Genomic DNA, 16,267 nt, shown 5'->3' with positions numbered 1-16,267 from the left:
GAAAAACGAATGTGCCTGAATACCTTTTGGTGTCAGGCACCAATTTTAAGAAATGGAGGGATGAGGATGGTGCAAACAAGTCGATCCCAAGAAACGTTGTTAGAGCAGGATGATAAATATGTATGGCACTCGATGAAACCATATAATCCAAATGCGACGTTAGTGGCAGCAAAGGCAGAGGGTTCCTGGGTAACAGATGCCGATGGAAAACGTTATTTAGATGCGATGGCCGGCCTTTGGTGTGTGAATATTGGTTATGGCAGGGCTGAACTTGCAGAGGCAGCTTATGAACAATTGAAGGAAATGGCCTATTTTCCACTCTCGCAAAGCCATATTCCAGCAATAAAACTTGCCGAAAAGTTGAATCAAATGTTAGGTGATGATTATGTCATCTTTTTCTCTAACAGTGGATCAGAGGCCAACGAAACAGCCTTTAAAATAGTTAGGCAGTACCACCAGCAAAAGGGTGCACATAACCGCTATAAAATCGTCTCACGCTATCGGGCTTATCACGGGAATTCAATGGGGGCACTTGCTGCAACTGGGCAGGCACAGCGTAAATACAAATACGAACCACTTGCACCAGGTTTTATTCATGTCTCACCACCTGATTCCTACCGGGATGATATAAATGTATCAGATCCGAAGGAATTATCCTCAGTAAAAGAAATTGACCGGACGATGACATGGGAGTTGAGCGAAACCATTGCCGCTATGATAATGGAACCGATTATTACAGGGGGCGGTGTCCTCATTCCACCGGACGGCTATATGAAAGCTGCAAAAGAGGTTTGTGAAAAACATGGAGCGTTGCTTATTGTTGATGAGGTCATTTGCGGGTTTGGCCGTACCGGTAAGCCGTTTGGATATATGAACTATGGTGTGAAACCTGATATCATAACCATGGCAAAAGGAATTACCAGTGCCTATCTGCCGCTTTCTACCACAGCTGTACGCAAAGACATTTACGAAGCATTTAAAGGCTCGGAGGAATACGATTACTTCCGCCATGTTAATACATTTGGAGGGAATCCAGCAGCCTGTGCACTCGCCTTAAAAAATCTCGAGATTATGGAAACGGAAAAATTATTTGACCGTTCACGTGATTTGGGTGAGCAGCTATTAAACGATTTAAGGAATCTGTTGCAAGACCACCCATATGTTGGGGACGTACGCGGGAAAGGCTTACTGATTGGAATTGAATTAGTTAAGGATAAGCATACCAAGGAACCGTTAGAAAATGATCTCGTCAATCAAGTAATCTCCAACTGTAAGCAGGAAGGGATTATCATCGGAAAAAATGGGGCTACAGTAGCTGGATTCAATAATGTGTTAACACTGGCACCACCATTAACGATTAAACAGGTTGATTTAACTTTCCTTGTTAAAACACTTACCGAGTCCCTCCAGAAGATCATTTAACCAAAAAAGAACCCATGTGATTTACATTTGTAAACCACATGGGTTCTTTTTTTCATGGGAAAAATGCGACTATTCTACTCATTTCAAGGGTTGCTTAGAATCTAGTAAATTAATGTCGAAATCTTTTGAAAGAATGATTGACAGATGGTTTCCGTCGGTTATAATAAAATTAGCAAATGTTCAATGTGACTTTACATATTTTCACGAAACAAAAATACTTATTGCACAAATGCGAATTTTAATTTTTACACAAAGTTGTAACCGTTTACTTTTTTGAAACTCTGTTCATTATTGAATTTTTTCAAGGTTGATTTGAGCGGAAATCAAAATGCAAGTTTAACAGAGCCTTTTGTAAAAAAAAAAAGAGTTTGATAACTTAAAAAATTAGGTGAATGAACAATGGCGGATGAAAGGATTTCGCGCTTGGTGGAAGTGGCTAAAATGTACTATCAATTAGACTACAGTCAACAGGAAATTGCGAAAAAGTTAGGTATTTCCCGCCCCACCGTCTCTAGGCTTCTAGTCCAGGCTGTTGAAGAAGGAGTAGTCCATATAAAAATTTGCGATCCCGCAGAAGATGTTCAGGAATTAGCATTGCAATTAAAAGAAAAGTTTCACTTAAAGGATTGCATTGTCGCATCGATTCCCGAATATAAAGATGAGCTAATAAAGGAGAAGCTGGGGGAGGTTTCAGCAGATTATTTATATAAGATTGTTCAAAGCGGCGATACGATTGGGATTACCTGGGGAACAACTTTATATCAACTAGTGAAACAAATTCAACCTAAGAATGTAAAGGATGTAACCATTGTCCAGCTAAATGGTGGGGTAAGTTACTCAGAATCGAATACGTATGCATCAGAAATCATTAACGGTCTTGCTAATGCATTTCATACGATCCCACATTTTCTGCAGGTACCTGCAGTCGTTGACCACATTGTTGTCAAGCAGGCGATCATAGCGGATCGGCATGTTAAAAAAATCTTGGAATTAGGCAAACAGGCAAATATTGCTATTTTTACTGTCGGGGATCCAGGTGAACAATCAACACTCATGCATGCAGGATATTTTTTAGACAGCGATATTGAAATTCTGCGGGCAAATAAAACAGTTGGTGATATATGTTCAAGATTTATTGATATCAATGGGCATATTAGTCATCAATCATTGAACGATCGGACGATTGGAATCGAACTCTCTCATTTAGCGGAAAAAGAATACGGCATCCTCATTGCAGGTGGTAACTCAAAGGTCGAAGGGATATATGGAGCTCTTAAAGGACGTCATGCCAATGTCCTCATAACAGATCAGTATACGGCCAAGGCACTACTCGATTTTGGGGGTGAACACAAAAATGAATAAAGACAAGATTAGAGAGATTGTCGAAGAAATGGTCAAAAAGTCTCTCAAGAAATCTAAAATGGTTCCCATTGCAGCATCTAACCGGCATATTCATTTATCCACTGAACATGTGGAGCGACTGTTTGGACGCGGCTACGAGCTTACTAAGTTAAAAGACTTGTCACAGCCAAACCAATTTGCTGCCAAGGAAACCGTAACACTTATCGGTCCAAAAGGGAAAATAGCCAATGTCCGGGTCCTCGGACCTGCCAGAGGCAGTACACAGGTAGAAGTATCATTATTTGACGGTTTTACCTTAGGCGTCATGCCGCCCATTCGGAATTCCGGGGATATTAAGGGGTCAGAAACGATTACCATTCAAGGGCCGAGGGGGCAACTGACGATTCGCGAAGGATTGATTTGTGCCGCTCGCCATATTCATATGCACACAAGTGATAGTGAGACATTTGGCGTACAGGATGGAGACCTAGTTCAAGTAAAAGTGGATGGATACCGCGGGGTCATTTTTTCAAATGTCTTAATCCGTGTTTCTCCAAAATACAAGCTTGAAATGCATATTGACCTTGATGAAGCAAATGCAGCCGGGATCAAAAATGGGCAATTAGGTGAAATTATTGCCGCCAAAAGTCCAAATCAAGTAGGTGGGGAGTAATGCTGGTGGATATTAAAACGCAGGTTAAAATGCTTGTCCAGCAGGTCGTTGAATCCTACTTAAAAGATGAAATGAACATGAAAAAGGATGTTCCGATAGCGATCCTATTAGGCTATCAATCTTCTAATCCAGCCACTGTTTTGGAAGCGGTTACTCCACTTTTGGATACCTATAATGTTACCTTCCTATTAACTAAGGAATGGCTGTCATTTCAAGAACAAATGAAAGGGCTTTCCTATATGCTGATTGAGAATATGTCACAACATGAATTGACTGCCATAATCCAACAATCGTCTGTTCTTGTCATTCCTCAAGCTTCGTATAGATTGCTTTCAAAACTAGCATTAACGATGGATGATGAGACAGCAGTGTGGGTGGCTGTCCAATATCAATTACAAGGAAAACCGATTGTGATTGCAAGTAACGGGGTTGAACCAACTGTGTATCAACAAATCCATGCCCCGCATACTGTCCAAGAACGTATCCAGTCCTACATAAGGAGGATTCAGGCCGATCAGGTTAAGTGGGTACCGCTTAGCAAGTTGGTTAAAACAGTGGATGAACAATATGCAGCCTACTTTGATAAGCAACCTCTCATTCTAGCAAAACATGTCGAAAGAGCTTATCAGGAAGGACTCAAGCAAATTGAAGTTACTGAAAAAAGCCGGATTACACCTTCTGCAAAAGATCTGGCAAGAGAATTTAAGATTCAAATTAAACCGATCGATTCCTCGAAAGGAGGGACGCTATGATCATTTGTAAAGTGGTAGGTTCCATTGTTTCCACTACTAAAGCAGAGAAATTAAAAGGAAAAAAACTCATGATTGTTCAGCCGCTTGATATGAAGAGCATCGAAGAAGAAGGGAAACCGCTCGTTGCGATCGATACGGTTGGATCAGGTGTGGGCGAAGTGGTTTTACTTGTCAGCGGAAGTTCGGCTAGACAAACAGAAATAACAAACGGTGTCCCCGTTGACGCAGCAATCGTAGGAATTGTTGATCAAATTGAAATCCAAGGGACCTTAACCTTTAATAAAGGAGGTAACTAACCTTGCAAATAAATGAAACCGATATCAAAAAAATGGTTGAACAAGTCCTCAGCCAACTAGGACAGAACCAAACAGCAATCACCGCTGACACCCCTGCAACACAAAATGATGTCAAGTTAGGCAATGGCGTGTTTTCAACGGTTGATGAAGCGGCAGCTGCAGCACGACTGGCCTGGGAAAAGCTTCGCAAACTACCAGTATCAATAAGAGAAAAAATGATTGAAAATATGCGAGCTGTGAGCCGGGAGCATGCCGAAGAGTTAGCAAAACTTGCTGTCGAAGAAACAGGTTTAGGAAAAGTAGAAGATAAGATTGCAAAAATTCTGTTGGCTACGAATAAAACACCAGGTATTGAAGATTTAGTCAGCACTGCCTATTCAGGTGATGATGGATTGACGTTGGTCGAGTTTGCCCCAATCGGTGTATTTGGTTCAATCACGCCTTCAACAAACCCGGCAGCGACCGTCATCAATAACTCGATTTCTCTATTAGCAGCTGGAAATACGGTTATTTACAATCCTCATCCAAGTGCGAAACGGGTTTCCATTCAAACGCTTCAACTTCTTAACCAAGCGATTGTAGCTGCAGGCGGACCTGAAAACACACTCACATCTGTGGCAGCGCCTAATCTTGAAACATCGGCTCAAGTAATGAATCATCCGCAGGTGAATGCACTTGTGGTGACGGGAGGCGGTCCTGTTGTTAAAGCAGCAATGGCAGTTGGTAAAAAGGTCATAGCTGCTGGTCCTGGCAATCCACCAGTAGTTGTGGATGAGACGGCGATTATCTCAAAGGCTGCAGCAGATATTGTCAAGGGGGCTAGCTTTGACAACAACGTATTATGCACGGCTGAAAAAGAAGTGTTCGTTGTGGACAAGGTTGCCAATGCCCTGAAAGCAGAAATGGTCAAAAACGGTGCAATTGAACTCAAAGGCTTCCAATTCGAAAAACTGCTTGAGAAAGTACTTGTGAAGAAAAACGATAAGTTTTATCCAAACAGAGACTTTATCGGGAAAGACGCTGCTGTCATTTTGCAAGCAGCCGGCATTCATGCAAGCCCAAATGTGAAGTTAATTATTGCTGAAACCACTAAGGATCACCCATTGGTGATGACAGAGATGTTAATGCCAATTTTGCCAATCGTCAGAGTTCCTAATGTGGATCAGGCCATCGAGCTTGCGGTGATTGCAGAAAAGGGAAACCGACACACAGCGATTATGCACTCACAAAATATTACGAACCTAACCAAGATGGCGCAAGAAATTCAAGCAACCATTTTTGTGAAAAATGGTCCATCAGTATCAGGATTAGGCTTTGAAAGTGAAGGATTTACTACATTGACAATTGCCGGACCGACAGGAGAAGGATTGACCAGTGCCAAAACATTTACACGTCAGCGCCGCTGCGTTTTAGTAGATGGATTAAGAATCATATAGTGAGGTGTTAGGATATGGCGAAAGCAAAAGAAGAAAAAACAGTCACTTCACAGGAAGAACAATTGGAAAACCAAGAAAAACCAAAATTAGAGGTTACTAGAGGAGGAAATAAAATGGGTCAAGAAGCTTTAGGTATGATTGAAACAAAAGGTTTAGTAGGTGCCATTGAAGCAGCAGATGCGATGGTTAAAGCTGCAAACGTTGCATTAGTAGGCAGAGAATTAGTAGGGGCTGGCATCGTAACTGTTATGGTCCGTGGGGATGTTGGTGCAGTGAAAGCAGCTACTGAAGCTGGAGCGGAAGCAGCACAGCGAGTAGGTACTCTCCTATCTGTACATGTCATTCCACGTCCTAACGGCGATGTAGAAGGTATTTTACCGAAAGCAGAATAGGTGAATGTAAATGGAACAATCCATTGAAAGCTATATCAAAAATCTTGTTAGAGATGTTATTGGTCAAAGTATAGGTGGACTGCAGCTCCAAAATGATCGGCAAACATATGTGATTGCTAATTGGAAGATGAACAAGAACCTAAATGAGACCGCTGAATTTTTTCAAAAAATAAACAGCAGCCCTGATGTGTCAGTAGTGATTTGTCCACCAGCCCAACTGTTATACCCGTCCCATTTAATGATCAAACAATCTGGTAAGCCGATTGGATTAGGCGGGCAAAATGTTCACTGGGCTGACAAAGGTGCTTACACTGGAGAAACATCAGCTGCTATGTTGACAGATGTCGGCTGTGAATATGTGATTATTGGCCACTCTGAAAGAAGACAATACTCTTTTGAAGATGACGAGTTAGTCAACAAAAAGGTTCTGCATACGATCAAGTCTGGGCTTACCCCGATCATCTGTTTCGGCGAAACACTAGGACAAAAGAACGCAATGCAGACAGAACAGGTTTTATATAAGCAACTTTGCGGTGCTTTAAAGGATATTGATTCAAGCCATTTTATTCTTGCGTATGAACCAGTTTGGGCGATTGGAACAGGGCAGTCAGCTACAGCTGAACTAGCTCAAGAAACACACGCGTACATTCGTTCCGTGTTAAAACAAATACTGGGTCAAAGAGCAGAAAGTATTTCGATTTTATATGGCGGATCTGCAAATGAAAGCAATGCAGCTGAATACAGTGCAATGCCTGATATTGATGGTGTGCTGGTTGGTGGTGCGAGCTTAGACGCAAAAGTCTTTGATGCAATTATCAATGTATTTGCCGAAGGAGAACAAAATTCATGAAAAAAGTTGCGATAGGTTGCGACCATGGTGGATACGAACTAAAAGAAAAGTTAAAGACCTATTTAACGGAATTAGGCTACGAATATTTAGATTTTGGCTGTAAAGCAAATGAATCCGTTGATTATCCGGATATTGCCTTTCTTGTTGGGGAGACGGTCGCAACGAATGATAGCTATGTAGGCATTATGATTGATGGTGTCGGCATTGGCAGCGGGATGGTATTGAATAAAATCCCAGGTGTACGTGGTGCTGTATGTTGGGACTTATCTTCTGTTATTAACAGTAAAGAGCATAATAATGCAAACGTTTTATCAATCGGTGGTCAATTTATTGGTGAAGGCCTTGCCAAGCAATTAGTTAAGACTTGGTTGGAAACAGAGTTTGCCGGCGGCCGTCATGATCGCCGTGTGACGAAAATTATGGAAATCGAAAGCCGTTTCTTAGGGCGTAATTAGCACTAAATCTGAGATTCGCTGATAAAACCTTCAGTTTCGCTGATAAAAATGATTTATCGCTGATAAAAGTAAATTACCGCTGATAAATGGTTGAGATTCGCTGATAAACAGTTTAGATAGAAAAATAGGAGCGTTTAACTCAGAGATATATAGATAAGAAAGCAGGTTTGAAAGATGTTTGTAGCCAAAGTGATTGGAAATATGGTCTGTACACATAAAAATGAGAATCTTATAGGTTTAAAGCTGCTGATTGTCCAACCAGTAGATGATCAATTGAAAGACAAAGGCAAACCACTTGTGGCTATAGATACGATTGGACAATCAGGAGAAGGAGAACTTGTTTACTTAGCAAAAAGCAGGGAATCTTCCTTACCGCTTAATAAAGATTTGGTTCCATCAGATGCTGGAATCTTAGGGATTATCGACTACTATAATGTGACGAATCGAATGGAGGAAATATAATATGAACAACGCATTAGGAATGATCGAAACTAAAGGTTTAGTAGGGGCAATTGAAGCAGCAGACGCTATGACAAAAGCAGCCAACGTTACATTACTAGGAAAAGTGAATGTGGGCGGCGGGTTAGTATGTGTGATGGTTCGCGGTGACGTTGGTGCGGTAAAGGCAGCAACTGAAGCAGGTGCTGATGCAGCGCAGCGTGTGGGCGAATTCTTATCTGTTCACGTTATTCCAAGACCACATTCTGACATCGAGAAAATTCTTCCTGTTGCAAAATAATGAAACTAGCAAAAGTGGTTGGAAATGTCGTATCAACGATAAAAACACCAAGTCATCAATATAAAAAGCTCATGGTTGTCATCCCTGTGGACGCATCAGGCAATGAATGCGGTGATTCAATGATTGCCTTTGATCGTTTTTCAGCAGGGATCGGCGATTATGTTCTGATACTAGAAGAAGGTGGATCAGCAAGAGACATTTTAGAAGACCCCAATGGTTCTTTTGATGCTGTCATTGCCGGTATTGTTGATCGATTATATTAATGTGAGGTGAGCACGATGCAAATTGAAGCATTGGTAGAACAAATTACAAATCAAATTATGCAGCAATTAACAAATAAAGATGAGTTGAAAGAAGTTAAGCCTGTAACTTCTGGAAATGTGACTTATAAAGAAGGAACATCATCCAATATTATTACTGGTCCATCTGTGGCGCGTATGATTGATCATACGTTATTGAAGCCAGAAGCATCCAAAGACCAAATTGTAAAACTCTGTGAAGAAGCAAGAGAACATAAATTTGCAACAGTCTGTGTGAATCCTTATTGGGTTGCTACAGCTGCTAAAGAATTAAAAGGTTCTGGAGTAGGGATCACCACTGTTGTTGGTTTTCCACTTGGGGCAACGAGCACATTTGTAAAAAGTGCGGAAACTCGTGATGCAATTGCAAACGGTGCAACGGAAATTGACATGGTCATTAACATTGGTGCCCTAAAATCCGGCGACTTCGAGACTGTGAAAAAGGACATTGAAGGTGTTGTGTTAGCGGCGAATGGTCACGCACCAGTAAAAGTCATTATTGAAACAGGTCTTCTTGAAATCGAAGAAAAGAAAAAAGCTTGTATTCTAGCAAAAATGGCAGGTGCAGACTTTGTGAAAACATCCACAGGTTTTGGCCCTGGATGTGCAACGGCCGAGGACATTAAACTTATGCGTGAAGCAGTAGGTCAAGACATGGGTGTGAAAGCGTCTGCGTGTGTGAGAGATTTAGATACTGCTAGAAAACTAATCCAAGCTGGTGCAACAAGAATTGGTGCAAGTTCTAGTATTGCCATTATTACTGGCGGTCAAGGTACTGAGTATTAATAGGAGTATTATCCTGTTTCCAAGTTGATTTTGAGTATTTCATGTAGCAATCAATGCAAGATGAAATACTCAGATTTCTTTTTTCCTCTTCTATTAAAAATGTTGTAAAATTTTTAATAGTTTATTATAATAAAGTCAACAAAATGAAATCGCTTACATAATGAGGGGGCTTACTATGAATCAGATTGGACATCAACTAAAAAAAATGAGATTAAATCGTGAACTTGATATAGAAAAATTGGCTTTGCTTTCAGGATTAAACGCGGGAACGATTGCCGCTATTGAAGAAGGAGAACTGGATGTACAGGTTTCTATTTTAGCGAAGATTTCTGATGTCTTGAATTGCTCTTTCTCAATTGGAGACGTATCGATTTAATAATAATATAATAAAAAATCGCCGTGTTAGGCGATTTTTTTTTTAAGTTATCTATTTTTTCTCCTCCGAAGTCTAAAACGGAAATTGTCACTACTTTCAAAATCATCATATTTGTTTACAATTGGAGCAGCATCAACAAATTTATTTTTCACTCTTTCAGGTTTCACATTTGCTGCCTCAACTTCTGCTTCAACCTCATTAACCACATCCGCAACTACCACTTCATTTTCCGGTACTTGCTTTTCATCCCCAGGATTTCCTGAATCATCCAGAACAGCTTCAACTTCAGTATTAATTGTTTCAACTTTTGGACTAAAAGTTTTAAAATCATTACTAAAAGTTTTAACATCAGGACTAAAAGTTTTAACATCAGGACTAAAAGATTTAAAATCAGTACTAAAAGTTTTAAAATCAGAACTTAAAGATTTTAATTCAGAATCAAAAGATTTTAATTCAGAATCAAAAGATTTTAAATTAGAATCAAAAGATTTTAAATCAGAACTAAAAGTTTCGACTTCAGCACTTACAGTTTCGACTTCAGCACTTACAGTTTCGACTTCAGCACCTACAGTTTCGACTTCAGCACTTACAGTTTCAACTTCAGCACTTACAGTTTCGACTTCAGCACTTACAGTTTCGACTTCAGCACTTACAGTTTCAACTTCAGCACTTACAGATTCGCCTTCAGCACTTACAGTTTCGACTTCAGTACTTACGGTTTCGACTTCAGGTACTGGCTCTGTTATTTCATCAAATTCCTCTATCACATCAACAACCACTTCATCATCGGAAACACTTTCCTCATTTTCATTAAATAATTCCGATTCATCATCAGTTACATCAGCCATTACCTCATCTTCGAGGAAAGAATCTTGTTTTACTTTTTTAATTTTTCCAAGTGCAATTGTCCTCTTAACAGCGATTCCAATTACTTCATCAATTAGTTCAGTGAATTGATCGAAATCCACATTATTTTCGCCGCTATTTTGGATGACATTTAGAAAATCTTGATGAAATAGATTAAATTCTTGCTCGAATTGATCGCGGTCCATCTCTCTGAAAGAGGTCCCTTTAATACGAATAAATCCATAAATTAATTTACTCAATACCTTGGAAACTGCTTGTAATTCCAACGGGCTTAATTCAGTATCATTCGTTAGATAATAATGGACATCCCGAAGTGTTTGATAATAGCTCTTAAAATTCCTGCTTATTTCTAAGAAATCTAATTTACTCATTAGAAATATCCCTCCCTATTTATTTAATGTATAATATTTGGAATTAGTGCATATCTCCTTTTTTTATAAGGATATGTAGGGAATATGCATATAGAAGGGATTATTTTTATGAAGGTGATAAATTTTATTAAAGAATGGCAGAGGGCTCTACAACATGAAATCCTCCATTTGAAAAAATATGGCAGTAATAAATTTCTTGTTTCTAATGGAAGGCTTTTATCCACAGAAGGATCCTATACATACTATTTCGATACCGCTCTCTCTCTCCGTATACCAATTGGTTCTCAAGTACGACTCGAATGGGGAAGTATGAAACAAAATGGACGAGTCCTTTCTTCTGAAGGTAAAGGCGTAATGCTTGCCATGGAGCAATCTTTTGGAGATTTAATTGGTGAAGCGCAGCTAATTCACGATCCATGGGAACTGCTCGAACAGCTTATAGAGCGCCTCGATGAAATGAAAAAAAATAAGCAGAAACGAATCAGAGTAAAAAGGTTGATGGACCCATCCATGCCTGCTAAGCATCCGGTTGAAAAAATGAAAAGCAATGTTCATGAACTTGTTTTACGATCGAAATACAACCCTGTTACCTTTGTTTGGGGCCCGCCTGGAACAGGGAAAACCTATACTTTGGCACGAGTAGCCGCTAATAAGTATTTTCAGGAAAAGAAAGTGTTGATATTATCACACAGTAATCAAGCAGTAGATGTTCTGATAAGTGAAATATCTACTTTTATTCAAAAGAAAGACCGTTTCCGTGATGGGGATGTGCTTCGTTATGGATTTAATACAGGGGAGCAGCTCGAACATCATGAAGCAGTGACCACAAGTCAACTTCTTCAGAAAGACAATCCCCAGCTTGCAGACGAGAAAGAAATGTTACTTGAGGAACGACGTAAACTGAAGCAGGATATTGCCCGTTCCTTTAGCAAAAGGGATACTAATCAATTGCTAGAACTAGAGACCAAAATTGCTAAGATTCTTGACAAGATTCGCCAGAAGGAACTTGAATTTATCCAGGATGCGTTTATTGTCGGGACAACACTAGCCAAAGCAGCAGGTGATGCGGCGATCTATGAAAAAGAATTTGACCTTGTCATCCTCGATGAAGCCAGTATGGCTTATGTTCCACAAGCTGCTTTCGCTGCTACACTCGGTAAGCGCGTCATTATTTGTGGGGATTTTAAACAATTACCACCGATTGCATCCGCTCGTGATCCATTAGTCACCATGTGGTTAAAGGAGGATATCTTTCATCGCGCAGGTGTTGTCGACTGGGTTAATGACGGAATGCTGCATCCGCATCTTTTTTTATTAAAGGAGCAACGCAGAATGCATCCAGATATTTCTGCATTCACGAATCAGTACATCTATCATTCACTTGTCGGTAACCACGAAAGTGTTATCAAAACCAGAAAACCTATTGTAGATCTTGCACCCTTCCCAGGCATGGCTGCAGTACTTCTCGATACCAGTCATCTTGGGGCCCATTGTATATCAGAAAAGGGGTCACATTCGCGCATGAATTTATGGCAGGTGTTATTGTCTTTTCAATTAATTCATGAATCCTATTTGGCCGGGGAACGATCGATTGGTTATGTTACCCCATACCGTGCGCAAGCGGATTTAATGGAATTAATACTTGCGGATTTATATGAAAAGGAACTCTCAACGGCTGATATTATCGCTGCCACCGTGCACAGGTTTCAAGGCAGTGAGCGTGATGTCATGGTCTTTGACACGGTGGATAGTGAGCCGCAGACACGGGCAGGGATGCTCCTAACCGGAAAGGATAGTGAGCGATTGATTAATGTTGCCATCACCAGAACGAAAGGAAAGTTCATTCATGTCAGCAACCAATCCTTTATTCGAAATCATGTTTTTCATCGTAAAACACTTCGACAGCTGGTGGAACATCAGGTAAGGAATCAGCAAACAATTGGAACAAAGGATATTGGAAAATGGATTAAGAATCAGCACCCAAGATTAGATTGGATGCATGCTCGTAAGTTAGAGAAAGTAATCCGAGATATTGAGTCTGCTAAAAATTCGATTCTTCTTTCTTTACCGGAGCAAACAGTCCTAGCTGAGCAATGGAAGGTTCAATTGCAAAACCGGAACCAATCCGTCAAATTAACGGTTTTGGCTGGGGAATCATGGGAAGAGTTACAGCCGGATCATATCCTTTCCGTCAGCTTGTCGTTTCCATTTATCATCATCGACGAGCAGCTCTTGTGGCTTGGCTTACCTTTAGAGGCGACCAAGGGTGTCCATCCCCCCTATATTGCCGCTAGACTCCAATCGGAAAAGGTATGTGAGTATTTGATCGGACAGTTCCAAACGAGACAGTAGTTCATTGTACAACACAAAAGTTTCTCCAGATAGACTAATTTGATGATAGTTTGACACAATAATCTAACTTAATTAAAATTAGATTATATAATCTAATTTTTGTTAAAGGGGAAAATAAATGAATGCTCCGATATCGATTTTTATTCTAGATGTAAGCAATTCCAGTGTCGGAAAAATGGCGGAGGAACTTACCATTTATTTGGATGAAGTAGTCGACTGGATTACTTGTTGGACAAAGAATATTGGTCCAATCCAAATTAAGCATCGGGCCGGTGATGAAATTATTTTTGTCGGTCCTGGTTATTCTACTGCTTATACCATTGCCTTTTTTGTCAGCAGAGTGTGGAAATACAAAGATCATATGCCTTATTTTGGCTTGGCATTTGGTGATATAGAAAAGGAATTAAAGGAAGTCGATATTGAAAAATGGATCCACCCTTTGGTCAAACAAGCTAGATATGCGAATGATTTAATAAAACAAGAAAAAAATAGAATGCTCTTTAAGTTTGAACTCGATCAGTTTTACCCAATTGAGACCAATCATTTGTTACCGTATCATCAGTTCAGAAATGAATTTGAAACACTAATCAATGCATTGTTACATTTACAGTTGAAATTTATTCAAAATCAAACGGATATACAGGAGCTTGTATGTTCCCTTTTCCTTATATTAAATCAGCAAAAGGGGGTTGCAAAAATCCTTGGCAGAACGGCTCCAACAATATCGAGTCATTTTAAAAAGGGAAATAGTGAAGAAATCCTAGATACATTTACAAAAATAATTAGTATACTGCAGTCATTACAAGAAAAAGCATATCCTGGAAATGCAATTAGTCCAAAAGATACCAGCGAGATCCTAACAACAAGCATTCGGAATCATTTAAAGTCGATACTGAAAACATTAATCGATTCTTAGATTCCAGCATAAAGAGAGAGGAGAAACCATGTTATTTTTCAGTCTAGTCCTTGCCCATTTAATAGCAGATTTTTATTTACAAACAGATGACATGGTCATTGAGAAACGCAAAAATCTACGGAGACATACCATTCACCATTTCTTCATGACTGTAATCGTTTTAATCGGATTCTGGGTACACGAGTTTCATTTTAAGAATGTCCTTACTAATCTATTCATTCCTTTAATCGCGATTGTCATATCGCATTTTATCGTGGATTATTTTAAGATTAAGCTGCTAGATAAAATGAAGATAACGAACGAGGAAAACATGAAGCGGCTGGGTTACTTTGTTTTTGATCAGGGACTTCATCTAGGCGTCATTTTATTTGTATGCATGTTCTGTTTTCAGTTTGAAATAAAAGGGTTATTCAAGGATGGGGGTTTAGGTTTTATTGATTCTGTTTTGTTTATCATCATCATTATCATTTTAGCCACAACTGTAAGCGGGCATATGATCAAGATTCTCCTAGGGTCCTTGCCAAATCAACTATTAACCTTTGAGGGGAAGTATTCTTTTAAAAATGAGCGCAATGAAACTGAGATTATACATAAGGGTAGAAAGGGATTAACAGAGGAATACAATTATACCGTTTTTAGTAAGCATGATCTTTCACGTGGAAAATTAATTGGCTATATTGAGAGATTACTAGTATTATTGTTAACATTTTATAGTTCCTATCCAGCGATTGGGTTTATTGTGGCAGCCAAGTCTATTGCCCGCTTTAAACAAATGGATGACAGGGACTGGGCAGAATATTTTTTGCTTGGAACACTAACCTCGATGTTCTTAGGAATTACCCTAGGTATTTTATTAAAAGCTGTCCTAACATAAAGCAGATTGAGACAAAGCATCCAGTGGGGTGCTTTTCTAATTTGTAGAATGGATTCAAAGTAATTGACGAGATGCTAAAATAGTATTACTATTATCTCGTATTCGAGATAATTGGATTTAAGATATTTAATCATTTGGACGGTTAGGAAATGATAAAGTATCGAACAATAATTGTAAGGTGCATTTAGAATGAGGAAGGGGATGGACAACATGAAACATATTTTTCAAAAGGGGAAAGACACATCGAAACCAACTTTTTTATTGCTGCATGGGACGGGCGGAACGGAGTTAGATTTGATTCCACTCGTAGGTAAAATTGATGAGGATGCTTCTTTTTTAAGTGTGCGTGGAAATGTCCTTGAGAATGGGATGCCGCGATTTTTCCGCAGATTAGCAGAAGGTATTTTTGATGAAGAGGATCTTATTTTTCGTACAAAAGAATTGTATGAATTTCTAGACGAGGCTTCACAAAAATATGAATTTGATCGAAATAATGTCATCGCGATTGGATATTCCAATGGGGCTAATATTGCGGCGAGTTTGTTGTTCCATTATCAAGATGCGTTAAAAGGAGCCATTCTTCATCATCCAATGGTCCCTTTAAGAGGAATTGAATTACCAGACTTAACAGGGATATCCGTATTTATTGGCGCAGGGACAAACGATCCGATTTGTTCACCATTGGAATCAGGTGATCTCGAAAAATTGTTGGAAAATGCGAATGCGAAGGTCCATCTTCACTGGGAGCATAATGGACACCAATTAACCTATAGCGAAGTCGAAGCAGCAGCGGCTTGGTATAATAAAATTAATAAATAAGACTATCTTTAAGAGCTAATCCGATTGTTTTCGGTTAGCTCTTTTTCTAAAATTTTAAATATTCTATTGACTTTTATTCATTTTCTAAGGATAATCAAAGAAATTATAAATCGAAAACAGTTTGGGATTAGTAAATCTTTGGAACGTGTTAGAGAGTGAAACCCATCGGCTGAAAGGTTTCTCACGGAAAAAAGTTTGAACCTGCCCTTACACACACTGCTTATGCAAACATAAGCCGTCACCCTCGTTAC

19 protein-coding genes are annotated in these 16,267 nt (G+C 39.5%); 18 read left to right on the top strand and 1 reads right to left on the bottom strand.

The genetic code is table 11. The features are described 5' to 3' along the window. Window positions 1-66 precede the first annotated feature (66 nt). From KW850_RS21150 to KW850_RS21085, 14 genes are all read left to right on the top strand, one after another. Window positions 67-1,422: an aspartate aminotransferase family protein gene (locus KW850_RS21150; protein ID WP_256358366.1), complete on the top strand. Its 1,356-nt coding sequence runs from the start codon at window positions 67-69 to the stop codon at window positions 1,420-1,422. A 399-nt stretch (window positions 1,423-1,821) separates the two neighbouring features. After that, a complete protein-coding gene (locus KW850_RS21145; RefSeq protein ID WP_218349740.1) occupies window positions 1,822-2,784 on the top strand; it encodes a DNA-binding transcriptional repressor DeoR in 963 nt (320 codons plus the stop codon). Beyond that, entirely contained in the window at window positions 2,777-3,436 is a 660-nt protein-coding gene (gene pduL / locus KW850_RS21140) for a phosphate propanoyltransferase (protein ID WP_218349739.1), read from the top strand. Before KW850_RS21145 ends, pduL begins: the two co-directional genes overlap by 8 nt. Further along, window positions 3,436-4,188, top strand: coding sequence for a hypothetical protein (locus KW850_RS21135; RefSeq protein WP_218349738.1), 753 nt, complete (start codon window positions 3,436-3,438; stop codon window positions 4,186-4,188). The genes pduL and KW850_RS21135 overlap by 1 nt, the downstream gene beginning before the upstream one ends. Then, entirely contained in the window at window positions 4,185-4,484 is a 300-nt protein-coding gene (locus tag KW850_RS21130) for a EutN/CcmL family microcompartment protein (RefSeq protein ID WP_218349737.1), read from the top strand. Before KW850_RS21135 ends, KW850_RS21130 begins: the two co-directional genes overlap by 4 nt. A gap of 2 nt (window positions 4,485-4,486) precedes the next feature. Next, window positions 4,487-5,920 (top strand): aldehyde dehydrogenase family protein, encoded by a 1,434-nt coding sequence (locus KW850_RS21125; RefSeq protein WP_256358365.1) that lies wholly within the window; start codon window positions 4,487-4,489, stop codon window positions 5,918-5,920. 113 nt (window positions 5,921-6,033) lie between these two features. Beyond that, the gene (locus KW850_RS21120) at window positions 6,034-6,312 is read left to right on the top strand and encodes a BMC domain-containing protein (RefSeq protein ID WP_144548608.1); all 279 of its coding nucleotides are present in this window, start codon (window positions 6,034-6,036) and stop codon (window positions 6,310-6,312) included. Window positions 6,313-6,322: 10 nt separating this feature from the next. Next, window positions 6,323-7,162: a triose-phosphate isomerase gene (tpiA, locus tag KW850_RS21115; RefSeq protein WP_218349736.1), complete on the top strand. Its 840-nt coding sequence runs from the start codon at window positions 6,323-6,325 to the stop codon at window positions 7,160-7,162. Next, the gene (gene rpiB / locus KW850_RS21110) at window positions 7,159-7,617 is read left to right on the top strand and encodes a ribose 5-phosphate isomerase B (protein ID WP_218349735.1); all 459 of its coding nucleotides are present in this window, start codon (window positions 7,159-7,161) and stop codon (window positions 7,615-7,617) included. Before tpiA ends, rpiB begins: the two co-directional genes overlap by 4 nt. Before the next feature lie 174 nt (window positions 7,618-7,791). Then, a complete protein-coding gene (locus tag KW850_RS21105; protein ID WP_218349734.1) occupies window positions 7,792-8,079 on the top strand; it encodes a EutN/CcmL family microcompartment protein in 288 nt (95 codons plus the stop codon). 1 nt (window position 8,080) lies between these two features. Then, entirely contained in the window at window positions 8,081-8,356 is a 276-nt protein-coding gene (locus KW850_RS21100; RefSeq protein WP_218349733.1) for a BMC domain-containing protein, read from the top strand. Continuing rightward, complete coding sequence (locus KW850_RS21095; RefSeq protein ID WP_218349732.1) at window positions 8,356-8,619, top strand: EutN/CcmL family microcompartment protein; 264 nt, start codon at window positions 8,356-8,358, stop codon at window positions 8,617-8,619. Before KW850_RS21100 ends, KW850_RS21095 begins: the two co-directional genes overlap by 1 nt. 174 nt (window positions 8,620-8,793) lie before the next feature. Further along, complete coding sequence (gene deoC, locus KW850_RS21090; RefSeq protein WP_256358371.1) at window positions 8,794-9,441, top strand: deoxyribose-phosphate aldolase; 648 nt, start codon at window positions 8,794-8,796, stop codon at window positions 9,439-9,441. Window positions 9,442-9,616: 175 nt separating this feature from the next. Next, window positions 9,617-9,817 carry a helix-turn-helix domain-containing protein gene (locus KW850_RS21085; RefSeq protein ID WP_218349731.1) on the top strand — a complete coding sequence of 67 codons (201 nt, stop codon included), beginning with the start codon at window positions 9,617-9,619 and terminating at the stop codon, window positions 9,815-9,817. A gap of 47 nt (window positions 9,818-9,864) precedes the next feature. Here the strand turns inward: KW850_RS21085 and KW850_RS21080 are convergent, their stop codons facing one another. Beyond that, window positions 9,865-11,055, bottom strand: coding sequence for a hypothetical protein (locus KW850_RS21080; RefSeq protein WP_218349730.1), 1,191 nt, complete (start codon window positions 11,053-11,055; stop codon window positions 9,865-9,867). Between the two features lie 108 nt (window positions 11,056-11,163). Between KW850_RS21080 and KW850_RS21075 the strand changes: the two genes are divergently transcribed. The 4 genes from KW850_RS21075 (at window position 11,164) to KW850_RS21060 (ending at window position 16,016) form a co-directional block, all read left to right on the top strand. Next, complete coding sequence (locus tag KW850_RS21075; RefSeq protein ID WP_218349729.1) at window positions 11,164-13,407, top strand: AAA domain-containing protein; 2,244 nt, start codon at window positions 11,164-11,166, stop codon at window positions 13,405-13,407. A gap of 118 nt (window positions 13,408-13,525) precedes the next feature. Next, on the top strand, window positions 13,526-14,323 hold the full coding sequence (locus KW850_RS21070) for a hypothetical protein (protein ID WP_218349728.1): 798 nt from the start codon (window positions 13,526-13,528) through the stop codon (window positions 14,321-14,323). A 28-nt stretch (window positions 14,324-14,351) separates the two neighbouring features. Next, window positions 14,352-15,197, top strand: coding sequence for a DUF3307 domain-containing protein (locus tag KW850_RS21065; RefSeq protein ID WP_218349727.1), 846 nt, complete (start codon window positions 14,352-14,354; stop codon window positions 15,195-15,197). A gap of 210 nt (window positions 15,198-15,407) precedes the next feature. Next, entirely contained in the window at window positions 15,408-16,016 is a 609-nt protein-coding gene (locus tag KW850_RS21060) for an alpha/beta hydrolase (RefSeq protein ID WP_218349726.1), read from the top strand. Window positions 16,017-16,267: the final 251 nt, after the last annotated feature.

This window comes from Bacillus sp. sid0103 (assembly GCF_019219025.1).
Note: the sequence above shows the minus strand (reverse complement) of the source record. Positions and strands in the feature narration are given on the sequence as shown.

Coding starts and splice junctions, on each gene's coding strand:
- KW850_RS21070 (WP_218349728.1), top strand. CDS start 13,526: ATGAATGCTCCGATATCGATTTTTATTCTAGATGTAAGCAATTCCAGT.
- KW850_RS21100 (WP_218349733.1), top strand. CDS start 8,081: ATGAACAACGCATTAGGAATGATCGAAACTAAAGGTTTAGTAGGGGCA.
- tpiA (WP_218349736.1), top strand. CDS start 6,323: ATGGAACAATCCATTGAAAGCTATATCAAAAATCTTGTTAGAGATGTT.
- KW850_RS21105 (WP_218349734.1), top strand. CDS start 7,792: ATGTTTGTAGCCAAAGTGATTGGAAATATGGTCTGTACACATAAAAAT.
- KW850_RS21095 (WP_218349732.1), top strand. CDS start 8,356: ATGAAACTAGCAAAAGTGGTTGGAAATGTCGTATCAACGATAAAAACA.
- KW850_RS21080 (WP_218349730.1), bottom strand. CDS start 11,055: ATGAGTAAATTAGATTTCTTAGAAATAAGCAGGAATTTTAAGAGCTAT.
- KW850_RS21145 (WP_218349740.1), top strand. CDS start 1,822: ATGGCGGATGAAAGGATTTCGCGCTTGGTGGAAGTGGCTAAAATGTAC.
- KW850_RS21075 (WP_218349729.1), top strand. CDS start 11,164: ATGAAGGTGATAAATTTTATTAAAGAATGGCAGAGGGCTCTACAACAT.
- KW850_RS21060 (WP_218349726.1), top strand. CDS start 15,408: ATGAAACATATTTTTCAAAAGGGGAAAGACACATCGAAACCAACTTTT.
- pduL (WP_218349739.1), top strand. CDS start 2,777: ATGAATAAAGACAAGATTAGAGAGATTGTCGAAGAAATGGTCAAAAAG.
- KW850_RS21135 (WP_218349738.1), top strand. CDS start 3,436: ATGCTGGTGGATATTAAAACGCAGGTTAAAATGCTTGTCCAGCAGGTC.
- rpiB (WP_218349735.1), top strand. CDS start 7,159: ATGAAAAAAGTTGCGATAGGTTGCGACCATGGTGGATACGAACTAAAA.
- KW850_RS21130 (WP_218349737.1), top strand. CDS start 4,185: ATGATCATTTGTAAAGTGGTAGGTTCCATTGTTTCCACTACTAAAGCA.
- KW850_RS21150 (WP_256358366.1), top strand. CDS start 67: ATGGTGCAAACAAGTCGATCCCAAGAAACGTTGTTAGAGCAGGATGAT.
- KW850_RS21065 (WP_218349727.1), top strand. CDS start 14,352: ATGTTATTTTTCAGTCTAGTCCTTGCCCATTTAATAGCAGATTTTTAT.
- deoC (WP_256358371.1), top strand. CDS start 8,794: ATGATTGATCATACGTTATTGAAGCCAGAAGCATCCAAAGACCAAATT.
- KW850_RS21120 (WP_144548608.1), top strand. CDS start 6,034: ATGGGTCAAGAAGCTTTAGGTATGATTGAAACAAAAGGTTTAGTAGGT.
- KW850_RS21085 (WP_218349731.1), top strand. CDS start 9,617: ATGAATCAGATTGGACATCAACTAAAAAAAATGAGATTAAATCGTGAA.